Genomic DNA, 16,265 nt, shown 5'->3' with positions numbered 1-16,265 from the left:
TGTCTCTTGTATCGATGAGATCATGTCGCCAAAGCCTACTTCTTTCGTTTCGGTTTGGAAGCTCCGAAGCCCATTCCACATCAATTCCATACTGATTCGCACCAACCATCAGCTCTCTGACATGTTCATCATGTGTACTCTTCTTCATCAACGCTTGCATTTTTTTAAGTTGCACTCATTATAGACCTGACTTTTTTCACAAGTCAATACTTTTTTAAAAATTTTATTTTTCTTTCCTTTCAATATTATATTGACAAAACAACCTCTTTTTATGTAAATATAATAAATACTCTATTAAAAATAAGGTTTTTTGTATGAATATTATATATTAAAAAAGTAAAATCACATCAAAAAACGCTTACATTTCTGAAAATTCATATTTCTATATGGATTTTTCAGAATAATCATGATAGATTATAAAGTGAAACTTTAATAAGTGGGGGTTTTGTTCATCCCCCACTTATTATTAGTTGAACTAATCGGGCATTTACGGGCAGTTGATCTCCCACCTAACTTCCTTGCCCATCCAATTTTAAGGTGGGAGTTTTACTGCCCGTTCATGCGGGATAAATATGCATAACGCATCAAAAGACCTGACAAAAGAAAGGGGAACTACATGAGTACGCAGATGTTAATTTTAACTTCTATCTCTATTTACATGCTCGGGATGCTAATTATCGGCTATTTCGCTTATAAGCAAACATCCAACTTAACAGATTATATGCTTGGCGGGCGTACACTAGGCCCCGCAGTAACAGCATTAAGTGCTGGAGCAGCTGATATGAGTGGTTGGCTTTTAATGGGCTTACCCGGTGCAATGTTTAGCGTTGGATTAAGTAGTAGCTGGATTGCGATTGGCCTAACATTAGGCGCATATGCAAACTGGCTTTATGTCGCTCCTCGCTTACGTACCTACTCTGAAATTGCAAATAACTCTATTACTATCCCAGAATTTTTGGAACACCGTTTCCACGACAAATCCCATATGCTACGTTTAGTATCTGGACTTGTTATTATGATATTTTTCACGTTTTATGTAGCTTCAGGATTTGTCTCTGGTGCTGTATTATTCGAAAATTCATTTGGACTCAATTACCATGTTGGTCTTCTTATCGTTGGTGGAGTTGTCGTAGCTTACACATTATTTGGTGGATTTTTAGCTGTAAGTTGGACAGACTTCGTGCAAGGAATCATTATGGTAGTCGCTCTTATTCTTGTTCCAGTCGTAACAATTATGCACGTAAATGGACTTGGTCCAGCATTTGAAACAATTAAATCTATCGATCCGGCATTATTAGATATTTTTAAAGGTACTTCTGTATTAGGAATTATTTCATTATTCGCATGGGGCCTTGGTTATGTTGGACAACCACATATTATTGTACGCTTTATGGCGATTTCTTCTGTAAAAGAAATTAAAAGTGCACGACGTATTGGTATGAGCTGGATGATTTTCTCTGTTGCTGGAGCTATGTTTACTGGCCTTATCGGTATTGCATACTATTCAAAAGCAGGTTTAAAACTTTCTGATCCAGAAACGATTTTCGTTGAACTTGGCACTATTTTATTCCATCCACTTATTACTGGATTTTTATTAGCAGCTATTTTAGCAGCTATTATGAGTACAATTTCTTCTCAACTTCTCGTTACTTCGAGTGCAGTAACAGAAGACTTATATAGAACATTCTTTAAGCGTGATGCTTCTGATAAAGAACTTGTATTTGTCGGTCGTATGGCTGTTCTTGTTATTGCTTTAATTGGATGTGCATTAGCACTTAAACAAAATGATACGATTTTAGCTCTTGTTGGATATGCTTGGGCTGGGTTCGGTTCTTCATTCGGACCTGCTATTTTATTAAGCTTATATTGGAAACGTATGACGAAATGGGGCGCGCTTGCTGGTATGGTTTCTGGTGCCGCTACTGTTATTATATGGACTCAATTCAAATTCTTAAAAGATTTCTTATATGAAATGATTCCAGGTTTCGCTATTAGTTTACTAGCTATCGTAATTGTTAGTTTACTAACACAACCTTCAAAAGAAGTTGAAGAGCAATTTGAGAATTTCGAAAAACAACATAGTCATAATCTATAAAGGGAAAGCTCTGCTGTTATCGTATCAGCAGAGCTTTCTTTATATCAAAGTTCGACGATCTTCTGCTCGAATTTAACAATTTCTTTATGTTTCGTTAAATTAAACGTAACACTACTCCTTTATAGTATTACTATCAGCACTTATACAGAAAGGGGACTCCAATATGTTAGCAGCTTTCCAGCAACAACAAACACGAAAATTTTCACCTATCACCAATACTTCTGCGTCTTGTTTGAACATACAACCTAATCCACCTAAAATTACAATTGCTCCTTCTGTTATTTCAGTCATCGGTGTTCATATGGAAAAAAATAAGTTAAAAGTAAGAACTGGCCAAAGCACTGAGTTATCAGCTTCCGTTTTGCCAATGCAGGCAACAAATAAAGAACTTCTTTGGACGAATATGAATGCTGATGTTATCACACTGTATCCAAAGGGGGACACGGTAACGATTACTGGAAAAAGTGCAGGTAGAGCAGTCGTAATTGTCACAACTGCTGAAGGAAAGTTCCGTGACCTATGTATCATTCACGTACAACCTTATATGACAAATCCAAAGTAAAAGAGTGGCTACGAAGCCACTCTTTTACTTTATTTCAATGTGTGGATTTTTACTTTTAACAAGATTGATGAATTGCTCTTTATCTTTAGGAGAAATAATTTCTGTTTGATGTGCACCATAAACAATTTCAATTCGATCAAATGACAATGCATGGGCTGCTATTGGATTTTTTGTATTTAAAACTTGTTTTATATCTCGTATAAATATGCGCTTTTTAACGAAACCTGATCTAATTGTAATTGTTTCTTCTCCGACGATGTATTTTGTCGAAAACCAACTCCAAATAAATAATATCGCTAATGAAATTGTAAAAAATAAAAGAAAATATTCTCTACCTGCAAATAGGGGAGCAAAACACGCTCCAATGACAACGAAAAAAATCGGATATAGCCATACATCTTTTTTTGATGGGAATTCCATTTCCTTCCCCCTTCCACACCCGTATTTATATAAAACAAAAAGAGAAGTATCACAACTTCTCTTTTCTCCTCTAACATTATAATTCCTGTGTATACGCCGGCTCGTTTACTACATTTTTTGCTGTTCGTTTTTGTTGCTGTAGTAAGAAAACAGATACACCAAATAATACGAGCATGCTACCGATAATTTGCATGGCATTTAGTCTTTCACCGAGTAAGAAGAACGCTAGTATAGATGCTCCAACGGGTTCTCCTAAAATACTCATTGAAATTGTTGTTGCATTTACGTAGTTTAATAACCAATTATTAATGACGTGTGACACTGTCGGGACAACCGCAAGTAAAAGAAAAACGGTCCAATCCCACTTCGTATAACCTGTAAAAGGCACTTGCAATACTATATTATAAATTCCCATAAAAATACCTGCGAATGCAAAAACTGTAAAGCTGTAAATCCAGTGTGATACTTTCTTTACTGTCGTTTGCCCGATAAATAAATAACCGACAACCGCTATTACACTTAAAAAGGATAATATATCTCCATAAATTGCTTGTTCACTTAGCCCTAAATCTCCCCAACCAATACACATTACGCCTAATATCGCAATTCCCATCGTTGCAATAGCTGAGTATGTTGTTCTTTCTTTAAATAAGAAAAAACCTCCAATTAAAGATACGATTGGTTGAAGCGCTAAAATAATCGTCGAACTCGCAACTGTCGTATGCTTTAAAGATTCAAACCATAATAGAAAATGAAGTGCTAAAAAGAAACCAGATCCAATTAAAAATCCCCAATCTTTTATTTGAATCTTACTAAACTCTTCCCGTTTTTTCCATACGATAGGCAGCATAATAAGTACGATAATCCATAAGCGGTACATACTTAAAATAGAAGATGGTGCTGAGGACATCTTTACAAAAACTGCTGCAAAAGAAATGGCAATTATAGAAATAGCTAATGGTAGTGCGATTGACTTTTCTTGTTTCAAATCCTGTCTCCCCTCTCACCTGTCAAAAATCCCACTTCATTATATCCGTTTTCTTTCGTGACTTAAATACTAATTTTTTAGATTCTTCGTACCATTATGGTAAAATAGAAATTAAGGCACCAATTAGTGAATATTTATTTCCTTTTTCACTACAAGCGTCGCTCTTACAATCGTTACAGTAAATTTTTATTTAGGGGGATCTACATGAGTCAAACAATAGGGAGAATTGAAGAAATTTCATTTTATAGCGCATCACTTCAAGAAGACGTTACACTTCTCGTTTATTTACCAGTAAATTACACACCACTGCACAAACATACAGTTGTAATTGCACAAGATGGTAGAGATTATTTTCAGCTCGGTAAAGCGCATCGTGTAATTGAGCGCCTTCGTGAAACTGAAGAAATTGACCGTACAATTATTGTCGGTATTCCATATAAAAATGTACATGATCGTAAAGAAAAATATTTCCCAAATGAAGTAAAAAATGCTGCATATATACGTTTCCTTGCTCATGAACTTGCACCATATATTGATGAAAATTATCCAACGTACCAAATGGGAAAAGGTCGTGTTTTAATTGGTGATTCTCTTGGCGGAACAGTTTCCTTTATGACTGCACTTATGTATCCGCATACATTCGGTAAAGTCGTTATGCAATCACCATTTGTGGATGAGACAGTAATGAACTTAGCAAAAGACTTCAAAGATCCACAAGCATTAGAACTGTATCACGTCATCGGCACAGAAGAAACGGCTGTAAAGCGTACTGATGGACAAGTATCTGATTTCGTAGAACCGAACCGTGAGTTAAATACACTTCTTACAGATAGAAATTTCATTACGCATTACGAAGAGTTTGAAGGTAATCATACTTGGAAATATTGGCAAACTGATTTACCAAAAGCCTTCTCTCATATTCTATCAATGAAATAATAGAGAGCAGTATTCAGAATAATTTGATATAATAGACGAAGAGATCTATTTATCTCAAAATCTAACTAGACTTACAAAGGGAGGAATTGGAACATGAAATTAGGCATTGTAATTTTTCCATCTAAAATGATTCAAGATAAAGCGAACGGATTGCGTAAGCGTTATGACCCACACTACGCATTAGTTCCGCCACATATTACATTGAAAACACCCTTTGAGACGCAAGATGAACAATTAGAATCGATTGTAAACGAGCTACATACAATCGCAGGTAAAACGAACCCTTTCACCCTTCATGTTGGGAAAGTCGGTTCATTCGCACCTGTTAATAACGTCCTTTATTTTAAAGTAGAAAAAACACCTGAACTTACTTTCTTAAATGAAGAAATGCATGGCGGGTTATTCACGCAAGAACGCGAATATGCTTTCGTACCTCACTTAACAATCGGACAAGGCTTATCAGATGCAGAGCATGCTGATGTATTGGGGCGATTACGTATGAAAGATTTCTATTATGAACAACCAATTGATCGTTTCCATCTTCTATATCAATTAGAAAATGGAACATGGACTGTACACGAAACATTCCATCTTGGAAAGGGGAACAACTAATTTGCACGCACAGATTGTACAAACGGACGAACAACTAAGAGATGCATTCTCTGTACGTAAACAAGTGTTTGTAAATGAACAACGTGTCTCTGCTGAAGAAGAGTACGATGAGTTTGAAGAAACTTCAACACACGTTGTTATATATGACAATGATGTTCCAGTTGGTGCTGGACGTTTTCGCACCCTTGATGGTATAGGAAAAGTGGAACGCATTTGCGTGCTAGGTTCCCATCGAAAAAAAGGCATCGGAAAAATTGTTATGGATGCGCTTGAAGCGTATGCAAAGGAAAATTCGCTACCAAAATTGAAACTTCATGCTCAAACACATGCTGAAGATTTCTATAAAAAACTTGGATATGTAACGAGTTCTGATGTATTTATGGAAGCAAATATCCCGCACGTCGTAATGATAAAAGAATTGTGATTTGAAAGCAGGAGGTGACCCCTCCTGTTTTTTTACATTGCTATTTTCTTTTTCTTCCGCTAAAGTTAAATGTTGATGCTATAGTTTTGAAGGTGAATATATGACACAAGAAAAATTTTCACAAAAATCGTTAACACACGCTGATATTCCGCGTGCGACATATCATACTCCGAAAACATCTACCCATTTAATTATGGAAGAAGATGTAGATGCGGCTTATTTCCGCGCTCTCGAACAACAAAATGTTTTTTTAAACGAAAAACAATTAGAAGCCGTGCGCACAACAGAAGGTCCTGTTCTTACACTAGCTGGTGCTGGAAGCGGGAAAACATCTGTTTTAACAACTCGCGTTGGTTATTTAGTAAATGTAAAACAAGTTCATCCAAGAAATATTTTATTACTTACATTTACACAAAAAGCAGCTGAAGAAATCCGAAGTCGTGTTGCAAAGTTACCAGGTATGAATCATGCAGCAAGTAGCTACGTTGTTGCTGGTACATTCCACTCTGTTTTCTTAAAATTGCTTCGTAGTCAAGGGTATAATCAGCAAATTTTAGCAAATGAAAAACATAAACAAATTATGATAAAGAAAATCTTAAAAGAATTGCGTTTAAAAGACGATTATGATTCGGAAACGATCCTCGCGATGATTTCACTTGAGAAAAACAAATTAAATCGTCCGAAAGATGTAAAGGCGAAAACGCCAGTCGAACAAGAATTTAAAGAAGTATATGAACGTTTTGAAGAGGTAAAACAACGATACAATTATATTGATTTCGATGACATCTTATTGGAAACATATTATATGTTAGAAAATAATGCTCCTTTACTAACTCAATTACAACAACGTTTTCACTACATTGAAGTAGATGAGTTTCAAGATACATCCTATGCACAATATGAAATTGTAAAATTGTTAGCCACGCCAAGAAATAATTTGTTCATCGCAGGTGATGATGATCAAGCAATTTATGGCTGGCGAGGGGCAAGTCACCAAATTATTTTATCTTTTCCAAAAGAATTTGATAACACAACAATCATTGCACTAAATACGAATTATCGATCCAATCCCTTTATCGTCGGGCTTGGAAATGAAGTTATAAAATTAAATCAAGAACGTTTTGATAAAGAGCTATACTCCGTTCGTGAGGAAGGTGTACAACCTTTTTATGCAAGACCTGCTACAACTCTTGATGAAGCAAATCAAATTTTGCAGCTCATTCAAGAAAAAGTAGATAGCGGTGACCGAAACTATAAAGATTTTTGTTTACTGTATCGCACACATTCTGTAAGCCGTTCGTTACTTGATCAGCTTACCATTCATAAAATTCCGTTTATTAAACACGGGGCGAGCCAATCATTTTATGAACATTCTTTAATTAAGCCTGTATTAGATCATTTAAGACTCGTGATTGAGCCGTTTCGACTAGAATCACTTTCAAACATATTGCCGACGATGTATATCGGACGTGATGATTGTATTTCATTTATTGAACGTGAACAATGGAAATATGGTGAAGGCCGTTTTCCTTCTCTTCTTCATTTCTTATTATTAAATCCGAGCTTAAAACCTTTTCAAGTGAAAAAGGTAAATGAGCGCATCGATTTTATTAAATTTATTAAAGAATTAGAACCGAAAAAAGCATTAAAAGAAATCATACATGGTAAAGGAAAATATTTAGAGTACTTACAAAGTAACTATCGTTCTTCCTTTACGATGCATAAAGACATACAAGAAGAAATGTTGGAAGAATTAATGGAGTCTGCAACTCGTTTCACCGATATTCCAGCTTATTTACAATTTATCGACGAGGCGATTCAAGGTCAAAAAGAAATGGAAGCATTAAAAACAATGCCGCAAAAAGATGCCGTTTCACTTATGTCAATTCATAACGCAAAAGGCCTTGAATTTCCATGTGTCTTTTTACTTGGAGCGAGTGATGGAATCCTGCCCCATACTTCTTCTTTAAAAGATGCAAATGATCGTATTACGGAAACTTCTGAAGCGTTAGAAGAAGAACGCCGATTACTGTATGTCGCCATTACACGTGCGAAAGAAGAGCTTTACATTTCTTCTCCGCAATTTTTCAGAGGAAAGAAATTAGATATATCTCGTTTTTTATATACTGTGCGAAAAGATTTACCTGAAAAGACATCCACTAAATAAGGATGTCTTTTTTTATATCACATTATGTACATCCCTCCTATATAAATTCCTTGTTTTTATCGTGAGAATTAACGTAATATCAGCCATATCCCACTCATATTGTAATAGTGTATGTCAGAACTCACGATAAGGAGTGAACATAATGAGCTGCAATTGTAACGAAGACCATCATGAACATGATTGTGATTTCAACTGTGTATCGAATGTCGTTCGCTTTATACATGAACTGCAAGACTGTGCAACAACAACATGTGGATCTGGTTGCGAAGTTCCATTTTTAGGTGCACATAACACTGCATCAGTAGCTAATACACGTCCTTTTATTTTATACACAAAAGCCGGAGCACCTTTTGAAGCATTTGCACCATCAGCAAGTCTTACTAGCTGCCGATCTCCAATTTTCCGCGTAGAAAGTATAGATGATGATGATTGTGCTGTATTACGTGTATTAACTGTAGTATTAGGTGATAACTCCCCTGTACCACCTACTGACGATCCCATCTGTACGTTTTTAGCTGTACCAAATGCAAGATTAGTATCAACCTCTACTTGCATTACTGTTGATTTAAGTTGCTTCTGTGCGATTCAATGCTTACGCGATGTTACAATTTAAAACTAAATAATGCGTTAAGTATGGATTGGGTGGCAGATAATTCTGCCACCCAATCCATGCTTAACGAGTATTATTATGTAAATTTCTTAAAATTGGGAACTTGTCTAGAACATAGAACCTGTCCTTTTCATTAACTGAAAGTAGAAACAGATAAAGGAGTGAAAAACATGTTCTCTTCTGATTGCGAATTTACTAAAATTGATTGCGAGGCAAAACCAGCTAGTACACTACCTGCCTTCGGTTTTGCTTTCAACGCGTCTGCACCTCAGTTCGCTTCACTATTTACACCACTACTATTACCTAGTGTAAGTCCAAACCCAAATATTACTGTTCCTGTAATAAATGATACAGTAAGTGTTGGAGATGGTATTCGAATTCTACGAGCTGGTATTTATCAAATCAGTTATACATTAACAATTAGTCTTGATAATGCACCTGTTGCACCAGAAGCTGGTCGTTTCTTCTTATCATTAGGTACGCCAGCTAACATTATTCCTGGATCAGGTACAGCGGTTCGTTCTAACGTTATTGGTACTGGTGAAGTAGACGTATCCAGCGGTGTTATTCTTATTAACTTAAATCCTGGTGACTTAATTCAAATTGTACCAGTTGAGTTAATTGGAACTGTAGACATCCGTGCAGCAGCATTAACAGTTGCACAAATTAGCTAGTAAAAAGCGGTATTTCTAATACAGAAATACCGCTTTTTATATGTATAATAAAAAACACTCACAGTAACATGAGTGTTTCATTCTTCATAGTGTTTTATTGTGTTCTTCTTTTTCCCACAATTGCATCCCTTTTTCTTCACAAATCCTTGTTGTTGTAATTGTTCTTGATATGCCTGTTGTTGTGCATGGTGCTGTTGCTGTATTTGATACCACTGCTGCAGGTCATATGAATTTTGCCTAGGATTATTGCTCACAGCAAACATCTCCTCTACTGTCAATTCTGTCTATTTACTATATGAACAACTCTTTATTTCCGTTCCCTCATTCTTTTAAACTCCGCTTTTTCTCTTATTATGAAAATATATTATTCTCCCATAAAATATCCTGTAATCGTTTCAATGATTGCTGCTGCTCCTGCAATAGCTAATAATGCAAGTAACGGCTCCGCAACGATAGGAATCCAATTATATAAAACTAATAAAAAAGCACTAACCCATACACCTGTACACCAATAACAGCTTAATAATTCGCCAATCCACTTTCTTAATCCTTTACCTTTCACTTTTGTAAACGTTGATACACTTCCATCTGGCTCCGTAATCTCTAATTCATCAATAAATGGTCTTCGCAAAAAGGCTGTAATTTTATCATAAACAATTAAACGAGTGAGCCTAAAGGCTGCTAACGCGAAAATAAAAAATAAAAGCCAGCTTGTAAATAGCATAATTCCACCTTCCCTTATCTTCTTTCGCCTATTTAAAAAAAAAGGTCTTGAGATTGTGACCAAATCTCCTCGACTCCAATATCTTATTAATGTAAATACAAACAAGAAGATAAGGAGTGACATTAATGAGTTGTAACGAAAATAAACACCATGGCTCTTCTCATTGTGTAGTTGACGTTGTAAAATTCATCAATGAATTACAAGATTGTTCTACAACAACGTGTGGATCTGGTTGTGAAATCCCATTTTTAGGTGCACATAACACTGCATCAGTAGCAAATACACGCCCTTTTATTTTATACACAAAAACTGGAGAACCTTTTGAAGCATTTGCACCATCATCAAGCCTTACTAGCTGCCGATCTCCAATTTTCCGTGTGGAAAGCGTAGATGATGATAGCTGTGCTGTGCTACGTGTATTAACTGTAGTATTAGGTGACGGTACTCCGGTACCACCTGGTGACGATCCAATTTGTACGTTTTTAGCTGTACCAAATGCAAGATTAATATCTACAACTACTTGCATTACTGTTGATTTAAGCTGTTTCTGTGCGATTCAATGCTTACGCGACGTTTCTATCGTAAAGTAAACTAAAAAACTATTGGGGTGGTAGAAGCTTTCTACCACCTTTACATATTTAAAAACCGGCCATACTAATCGATTGGATATCATCTATAGACAACCTAATATCTCTCATGCTATTTTGCGGCATAATAGATACAATACCATTACGATACGATATGATCGATCCAACATAAGAAACTGTAGCTGTTTTTATTCTGCACCTTACTTTCGGAATGTAATGAGGGCGGTTTAATAAAAAATGAATTTTTTCATCATTATTCATATCCTTAAATGATTTATTATACGGAACAGTTCTTACTTGTTCTTGTTGTTCTTGTTCTGCGTGTGCTTCTTTTTCCTCTTCTTCTATTTTTTCTTCCACTTGCTGCTCTTCTTGTTGCTCTTGTTCTGTTACCTCTTCCACAGCACTACTTACAATATTTTCATTTCTATTACTTTGCTCTTTTTGATCTTCATTTTCAAAGTTTGTCAGGATAATCCTTTTTATTTTCGGTGCAGTAAGTTCTAAACTTACTTGCGCAATATATAACAACGGTTTTCCAACTGTTGAACTTTTATTTTTATTCTTCACACTCGTCCCTCCCACTTCCATACGTAGCTGAATAAATTGTGTACTATTATAGTTATATTCATCACGTGGTAAGAACTTTCGTTAAAAATCGTTCTTTCTCAGAACAAATAAAAAGGACAATCTCAGCATTTAGAGATTGTCCTTTAAAAATTAATATTATATTTATCCTAGGATATGATACCCTGAATCAACATGAATGTTTTCTCCTGTTACACCGCGAGCTAAATCACTGAATAGGAATACTGCTGTATCGCCAACTTCTTCTGGAGTTGTTGTACGACGAAGTGGTGCGCGCTCCTCAATTTCTCTTAAGATTGAGTTGAAATCGCCTACACCTTTTGCAGATAACGTACGAATTGGTCCTGCAGAAATAGCATTGACACGAATACCATGTTGACCTAAATCGTTTGCTAAATATTTCACGCTCGCTTCTAATGAAGCTTTTGCAACACCCATAACGTTATAATTTTTCACAACACGCTCGCCGCCAAGGTATGTTAACGTTAAAATATTTCCGCCTTCTGTCATAACTTTCTTCGCTTCTCTGGCTACAGCTGTTAAAGAGAATGCACTAATATTTTGTGCAAGTAAAAATCCATCGCGAGAAGTATCTACAAATTCGCCTTTTAAGTCATCGCGATTTGCAAAAGCAATACAATGTGCTACACCGTGAATAGTACCTACTTCTTGTTTAATTGTTTCAAAGCAAGCTGTAAGTTCCTCATCATTTGTTACATCACAAGGTAATACAAGTGATTCTTGTCCTTCTAATGTATCCGCTAATTCACGAACATTTCTTTCTAAACGTTCTCCTGCATATGTGAAGATTAATTTTGCACCTGCATTATGCAAAGAGCGAGCAATTCCCCACGCAATACTTCTTTGGTTCGCAACGCCCATAACAACAAATGTTTTCCCTTGTAATAGTTCCATGATATATCCTCCCAGAAATACTTATACTTGTTATTAGTACCTGATACTATAATTATAGTACCATAAAACCGCTTAAAGGCAAACAAAAAAGTCATTAACAGAAATTTGTTAATGACTTTTGGTTTCTATAAAAAAGCGCTCTAATCCTTCTTCCCAAGACGGCATTTGTAAAAAACCATTTAATCGTAGCATGTTATGTTGAAAGATAGAATATTTGGGCCTCGCAGCCGCAGCCCCGAATTCTTCCGTTGAAACAGGTAACACATTCACTTTCATATTTGTATACGAAAATATCTTTTTTGCAAATTCAAACCAAGAGCATGAGCCTCTGTTTGATACGTGGTATGTACCGTATAAAGAAGTATGAATGAGCTTATTAATAACTATATTTAAATCCGCCACATACGTAGGAGAGCCAACTTGATCCGCTACAACAGATATTTCATCTCTTTCTTTTCCTAATCGCATCATCGTTTTCACAAAATTATTTCCATATTTACCATATAGCCACGATGTGCGAACGATAAAATATTTATTATGTAACTCTTTGACGAACTGCTCCCCAGCATACTTAGAGGCTCCATATATATTTATCGGCGCTGGACTATGAAATTCATCGTATCCCTCTGGTCTAGCGCCTTGAAATACATAATCAGTACTAATATAAACTAGTTTCGCTCCTACTAATTGTGAAGCGACCGCTACATTTCGAGCTCCGATTGCATTTATTCTATATGCAAGATCCTGTTCTTTCTCAGCATGATCTACTTTCGTATAGGCAGCACAATGAATAATTATATGTGGTTTTATTTCTTGTACCACTTGTTGAATTCGGGATATATTTGTCACATCTAATAACTTTTTATCAAATGGATATATATCATATTCTTCAGAGTTTAACTCTTCAAATAGTTGCTTTCCTAATTGGCCGTTTGCTCCTGTTATGATAACCCTCTCTTTCATTTAACATGCCCCTTACTGGTCTTTTAGTAGTTTCCACCATTCCTTATTCTTTTCATACCATTTCACCGTCTCTTGTAATCCTTGTTCAAACGTATATTTCGGTTCCCAATCAAATTCATTCTTCATTTTCTCTGCATCAATCGCATAACGACGATCGTGCCCTAAACGATCTGTAACATATTCGATATCTTTTTTTGTTTTTCCTAAAAGAGTAATAATTTGTTCCACAACTTCTACATTTGTTTTTTCATTATTTCCACCTATATTATATACTTCTCCTACACGTCCCTTATGCAGAACAACGTCAATCGCACTACAATGATCCGTTACATGTAACCAATCTCTTACATTTAAACCATCACCATATAACGGTAGTTTTTTTCCTTCCAGTGCATTCGTAACCATTAACGGAATTAATTTCTCGGGATACTGGTACGGCCCATAATTGTTAGAACAACGCGTTACTATAACCGGTAAGTGATATGTTTTATAGTAAGATAGAGCTATCAGGTCCGCGCTCGCCTTACTTGAAGAATATGGACTATTTGGAGCTAACGGCGTTTTCTCTGTGAATTTCCCTATTTTCCCTAAAGAGCCATACACTTCATCCGTTGATACTTGCACAAGTTTTATATGCGAATATTTTTTAACTAGTTCTAATAAAGTGACCGTCCCAATTACATTTGTATCATAAAAAGGAATCGGATTTTCAATACTACGGTCCACATGTGATTCAGCTGCAAAATTTACAATCACTTGTACGTCTCGCTCTTTTATAATATGTTCTAATAGCTCTCCATTTTGAATTTCTCCTTTTACAAAAGAGTAATTCGGGTGATTCTGAAGAGATTTTACGTTATTTAAATTCCCGCTATATGTTAATGCATCGTAATTAATAATTTTATATGTTTCATAACTTTGTAGCATATAATGAACGAAATTACTTCCAATAAATCCAGCCCCACCTGTTACTAATATATTCATAAACAACGCTCCTACTTAAAAACTATCTTCATATTCCTCTAGTAATGGTAATATCTGATCCTTATCGGACAATATAGGATCGGTTACTGGCCAAGGAATTGCTAAATCTTTATCTTCCCAAAGTAATCCTGAGTCATGCTCTGCGCTATAATATTCATCTACTTTATACATAACGATAGTATGCGGAACAAGGGTGCAAAATCCATGCGCAAACCCTTTTGGCACTAGTAATTGTCGATGGTTATCTGCACTTAAAATATACCCTTTCCATTGTTTAAATGTTGGTGATTTTTTTCGTAAATCAACGATAACATCATAAATTGCCCCTTGCATAACTTGAATGAGTTTCGTTTGTGCTTTCGGTTTTTTTTGAAAGTGTAGTCCCCGAATCGTTCCTGCCTTAGCCGAATAAGATACGTTATCCTGTACAAATGAATACGTAATCCCTAATGTTTCTAGCACCTGCTTATTATAGCTTTCTGAAAAAAAGCCACGCTCGTCTCCAAACAACCTCGGTTCTAACAATTTTGCATCGATAAAATTTGTTTCTACGACTTTCATATTCTCACCTATTCTCCGTTAAACTGTTTCCCAAAATCAATATCCCGTGCTAACGTATTCGCCTTTTGAAGAGAAGCATGAGTTCCCGCATCAGTCCACCAGCCGCTCATTTCATTATAAGTAAGTACCCCTCGTTTTAAATACCAATTATTTATATCTGTAATTTCAAGTTCTCCCCGTGCAGAAGGTTTTAATTCTTTAATATAAGAAAAAACTTTCGAATCATACAAATAAATTCCCGTAACAGCATAAGAACTTTTCGGCTCTTTCGGCTTTTCTTCAATTTCAACTATTTTTCGGTTTTGAATATGTGCTACGCCAAATCTTTCGGGATCTTCTACAGATTGCAAGAGCACTTTCGCACCTTCTTTTTGATTTGCAAACTCTTCAACATACGGAAGAATATCATCTGAAAAAATATTATCCCCCAATATAACTACCATACGATCATTCCCGACGAAATCTTCACAAAGCCCTAACGCCTGTGCGATACCGCCCGCTTTATCTTGCACACGATACGTAAAGGACACGCTAAATTCATGACCACTCCCTAAGAAGCTAACAACATCCCCCATATGCTCTTTACCTGTAATAATCATAATGTCTGTAATATCGCATTGTTTTAGCTTATATACCGCATGATAAATCATCGGATACCGACCAACAGGAAGTAAATGTTTATTCGTTACTTTCGTTATTGGATATAATCTCGATCCAGTACCACCTGCTAAAATAATTCCTTTCACTCTGCATCTCTCCTTTATGATGGAGATAATATATCTTTGTAATGTTCTATAAACACTTGCCGGTACTTCTCATATGTATCCGCATCAAACTCATCCCCGTTGTAATGAATACACCATAAATTTGCTTGATTTGGGATACCGATTAAATAACCAGCCCTTTGAAACTCTAAAGACTGTGACACATCATAAAAGTGAAACCCTTGAAACAAATCTTCTCGCCACGGAATATCATACTGCGTTGCCATGAATAAACCATCAATTGCCTGAACTGACAAAAATGGTTGATTACCATAAAAAACCTGATCTAAATTTAATAATTGATAATTCTGTCTTCTGTATTCAATCACTTTCCCTACTAAATTTTTTCCTTCCCACCATATCCCGTTATTCGGTAAAAACTGAGCCCCAGCGACTCCTATTAAACCAAGCTTTTCATTTTCTTTAAAAAGAGATATAAGTGTAGAAAACATGTCTCGATTAATAAGATATGTATCTTGATGTATATACACTTTGTATTTCGCTGGATATGAAAGGGCTCGGTTGTATGCACTTGCCATACTTTGTGCATCTCGTATCGGAAAAATTTGTACGACATAGCCAGGGGGAACAAAAATGTTTCTGATTTGGCTCTCACATTGTTTGAAAAGCTCTTCATTATTTACACAAACAACAACTAATATTGTATGATCTTTCATTTTTGTCCCCCCTT

Annotated in this window: 20 protein-coding genes and 1 other annotated feature (1 of these 21 only partly in view); of the genes, 9 read left to right on the top strand and 11 right to left on the bottom strand. The window is 35.8% G+C overall.

The features are described 5' to 3' along the window. Nucleotides 1-160, bottom strand: a binding site (T-box leader); it reaches 78 nt to the left of the window's first position. A 456-nt stretch (nt 161-616) separates the two neighbouring features. Continuing rightward, a complete protein-coding gene (putP, locus tag ACLBXA_RS14360; protein WP_000107191.1) occupies nt 617-2,095 on the top strand; it encodes a sodium/proline symporter PutP in 1,479 nt (492 codons plus the stop codon). Nucleotides 2,096-2,258: 163 nt separating this feature from the next. Then, nucleotides 2,259-2,657 carry an Ig-like domain-containing protein gene (locus tag ACLBXA_RS14355; protein WP_000878727.1) on the top strand — a complete coding sequence of 133 codons (399 nt, stop codon included), beginning with the start codon at nt 2,259-2,261 and terminating at the stop codon, nt 2,655-2,657. A 24-nt stretch (nt 2,658-2,681) separates the two neighbouring features. Here ACLBXA_RS14355 and ACLBXA_RS14350 read toward each other — a convergent pair whose 3' ends face one another. Beyond that, nucleotides 2,682-3,077, bottom strand: a complete 396-nt coding sequence (locus ACLBXA_RS14350; protein WP_097826428.1) for a PH domain-containing protein — start codon at nt 3,075-3,077, stop codon at nt 2,682-2,684. 76 nt (nt 3,078-3,153) lie between these two features. Continuing rightward, entirely contained in the window at nt 3,154-4,065 is a 912-nt protein-coding gene (locus ACLBXA_RS14345; protein WP_000806947.1) for a DMT family transporter, read from the bottom strand. A 204-nt stretch (nt 4,066-4,269) separates the two neighbouring features. Between ACLBXA_RS14345 and ACLBXA_RS14340 the strand changes: the two genes are divergently transcribed. From ACLBXA_RS14340 to exsF, 6 genes are all read left to right on the top strand, one after another. Beyond that, nucleotides 4,270-5,001, top strand: a complete 732-nt coding sequence (locus ACLBXA_RS14340) for an alpha/beta hydrolase (RefSeq protein WP_000084010.1) — start codon at nt 4,270-4,272, stop codon at nt 4,999-5,001. Between the two features lie 93 nt (nt 5,002-5,094). Further along, entirely contained in the window at nt 5,095-5,613 is a 519-nt protein-coding gene (locus ACLBXA_RS14335; protein WP_000765871.1) for a YjcG family protein, read from the top strand. A gap of 1 nt (nt 5,614) precedes the next feature. After that, nucleotides 5,615-6,037: a GNAT family N-acetyltransferase gene (locus tag ACLBXA_RS14330; protein ID WP_000543309.1), complete on the top strand. Its 423-nt coding sequence runs from the start codon at nt 5,615-5,617 to the stop codon at nt 6,035-6,037. A 100-nt stretch (nt 6,038-6,137) separates the two neighbouring features. After that, a complete protein-coding gene (locus tag ACLBXA_RS14325; protein WP_447617266.1) occupies nt 6,138-8,204 on the top strand; it encodes an ATP-dependent helicase in 2,067 nt (688 codons plus the stop codon). 142 nt (nt 8,205-8,346) lie between these two features. Further along, entirely contained in the window at nt 8,347-8,817 is a 471-nt protein-coding gene (cotY, locus tag ACLBXA_RS14320) for a spore coat protein CotY (protein ID WP_001277697.1), read from the top strand. A gap of 167 nt (nt 8,818-8,984) precedes the next feature. Further along, nucleotides 8,985-9,488, top strand: a complete 504-nt coding sequence (exsF, locus tag ACLBXA_RS14315) for an exosporium protein ExsF (protein ID WP_000492933.1) — start codon at nt 8,985-8,987, stop codon at nt 9,486-9,488. A 77-nt stretch (nt 9,489-9,565) separates the two neighbouring features. Here exsF and ACLBXA_RS14310 read toward each other — a convergent pair whose 3' ends face one another. Next, nucleotides 9,566-9,751 (bottom strand): hypothetical protein, encoded by a 186-nt coding sequence (locus ACLBXA_RS14310; RefSeq protein WP_014894818.1) that lies wholly within the window; start codon nt 9,749-9,751, stop codon nt 9,566-9,568. A gap of 101 nt (nt 9,752-9,852) precedes the next feature. Next, a complete protein-coding gene (locus ACLBXA_RS14305) occupies nt 9,853-10,212 on the bottom strand; it encodes a DUF1360 domain-containing protein (protein ID WP_000899662.1) in 360 nt (119 codons plus the stop codon). A gap of 125 nt (nt 10,213-10,337) precedes the next feature. On the opposite strand from ACLBXA_RS14305, the gene exsY reads away from it, so the two are divergent. Next, nucleotides 10,338-10,802 (top strand): exosporium assembly protein ExsY, encoded by a 465-nt coding sequence (gene exsY, locus ACLBXA_RS14300; RefSeq protein WP_001277743.1) that lies wholly within the window; start codon nt 10,338-10,340, stop codon nt 10,800-10,802. A 48-nt stretch (nt 10,803-10,850) separates the two neighbouring features. Here exsY and ACLBXA_RS14295 read toward each other — a convergent pair whose 3' ends face one another. The 7 genes from ACLBXA_RS14295 to ACLBXA_RS14265 form a co-directional block, all read right to left on the bottom strand. Then, nucleotides 10,851-11,390 (bottom strand): spore coat CotO family protein, encoded by a 540-nt coding sequence (locus ACLBXA_RS14295; protein WP_098832492.1) that lies wholly within the window; start codon nt 11,388-11,390, stop codon nt 10,851-10,853. Between the two features lie 141 nt (nt 11,391-11,531). Further along, nucleotides 11,532-12,302 (bottom strand): enoyl-ACP reductase FabI, encoded by a 771-nt coding sequence (gene fabI / locus ACLBXA_RS14290; protein WP_000421885.1) that lies wholly within the window; start codon nt 12,300-12,302, stop codon nt 11,532-11,534. A gap of 108 nt (nt 12,303-12,410) precedes the next feature. Next, nucleotides 12,411-13,265, bottom strand: coding sequence for a dTDP-4-dehydrorhamnose reductase (gene rfbD / locus ACLBXA_RS14285; RefSeq protein ID WP_000664661.1), 855 nt, complete (start codon nt 13,263-13,265; stop codon nt 12,411-12,413). Between the two features lie 12 nt (nt 13,266-13,277). Beyond that, nucleotides 13,278-14,249 carry a dTDP-glucose 4,6-dehydratase gene (gene rfbB / locus ACLBXA_RS14280; RefSeq protein WP_001024179.1) on the bottom strand — a complete coding sequence of 324 codons (972 nt, stop codon included), beginning with the start codon at nt 14,247-14,249 and terminating at the stop codon, nt 13,278-13,280. A 15-nt stretch (nt 14,250-14,264) separates the two neighbouring features. Continuing rightward, nucleotides 14,265-14,810, bottom strand: a complete 546-nt coding sequence (gene rfbC / locus ACLBXA_RS14275) for a dTDP-4-dehydrorhamnose 3,5-epimerase (RefSeq protein ID WP_000869412.1) — start codon at nt 14,808-14,810, stop codon at nt 14,265-14,267. Between the two features lie 8 nt (nt 14,811-14,818). Further along, nucleotides 14,819-15,556, bottom strand: coding sequence for a sugar phosphate nucleotidyltransferase (locus tag ACLBXA_RS14270; protein ID WP_447617265.1), 738 nt, complete (start codon nt 15,554-15,556; stop codon nt 14,819-14,821). Nucleotides 15,557-15,570: 14 nt separating this feature from the next. Next, nucleotides 15,571-16,251 (bottom strand): glycosyltransferase family protein, encoded by a 681-nt coding sequence (locus ACLBXA_RS14265; RefSeq protein WP_000651525.1) that lies wholly within the window; start codon nt 16,249-16,251, stop codon nt 15,571-15,573. Nucleotides 16,252-16,265: the final 14 nt, after the last annotated feature.

Source organism: Bacillus sp. D48C (assembly GCF_053345735.1).
The sequence above is the reverse complement of the archived record's forward strand: the minus strand, read 5'-3'. Positions and strand labels throughout refer to the sequence as shown.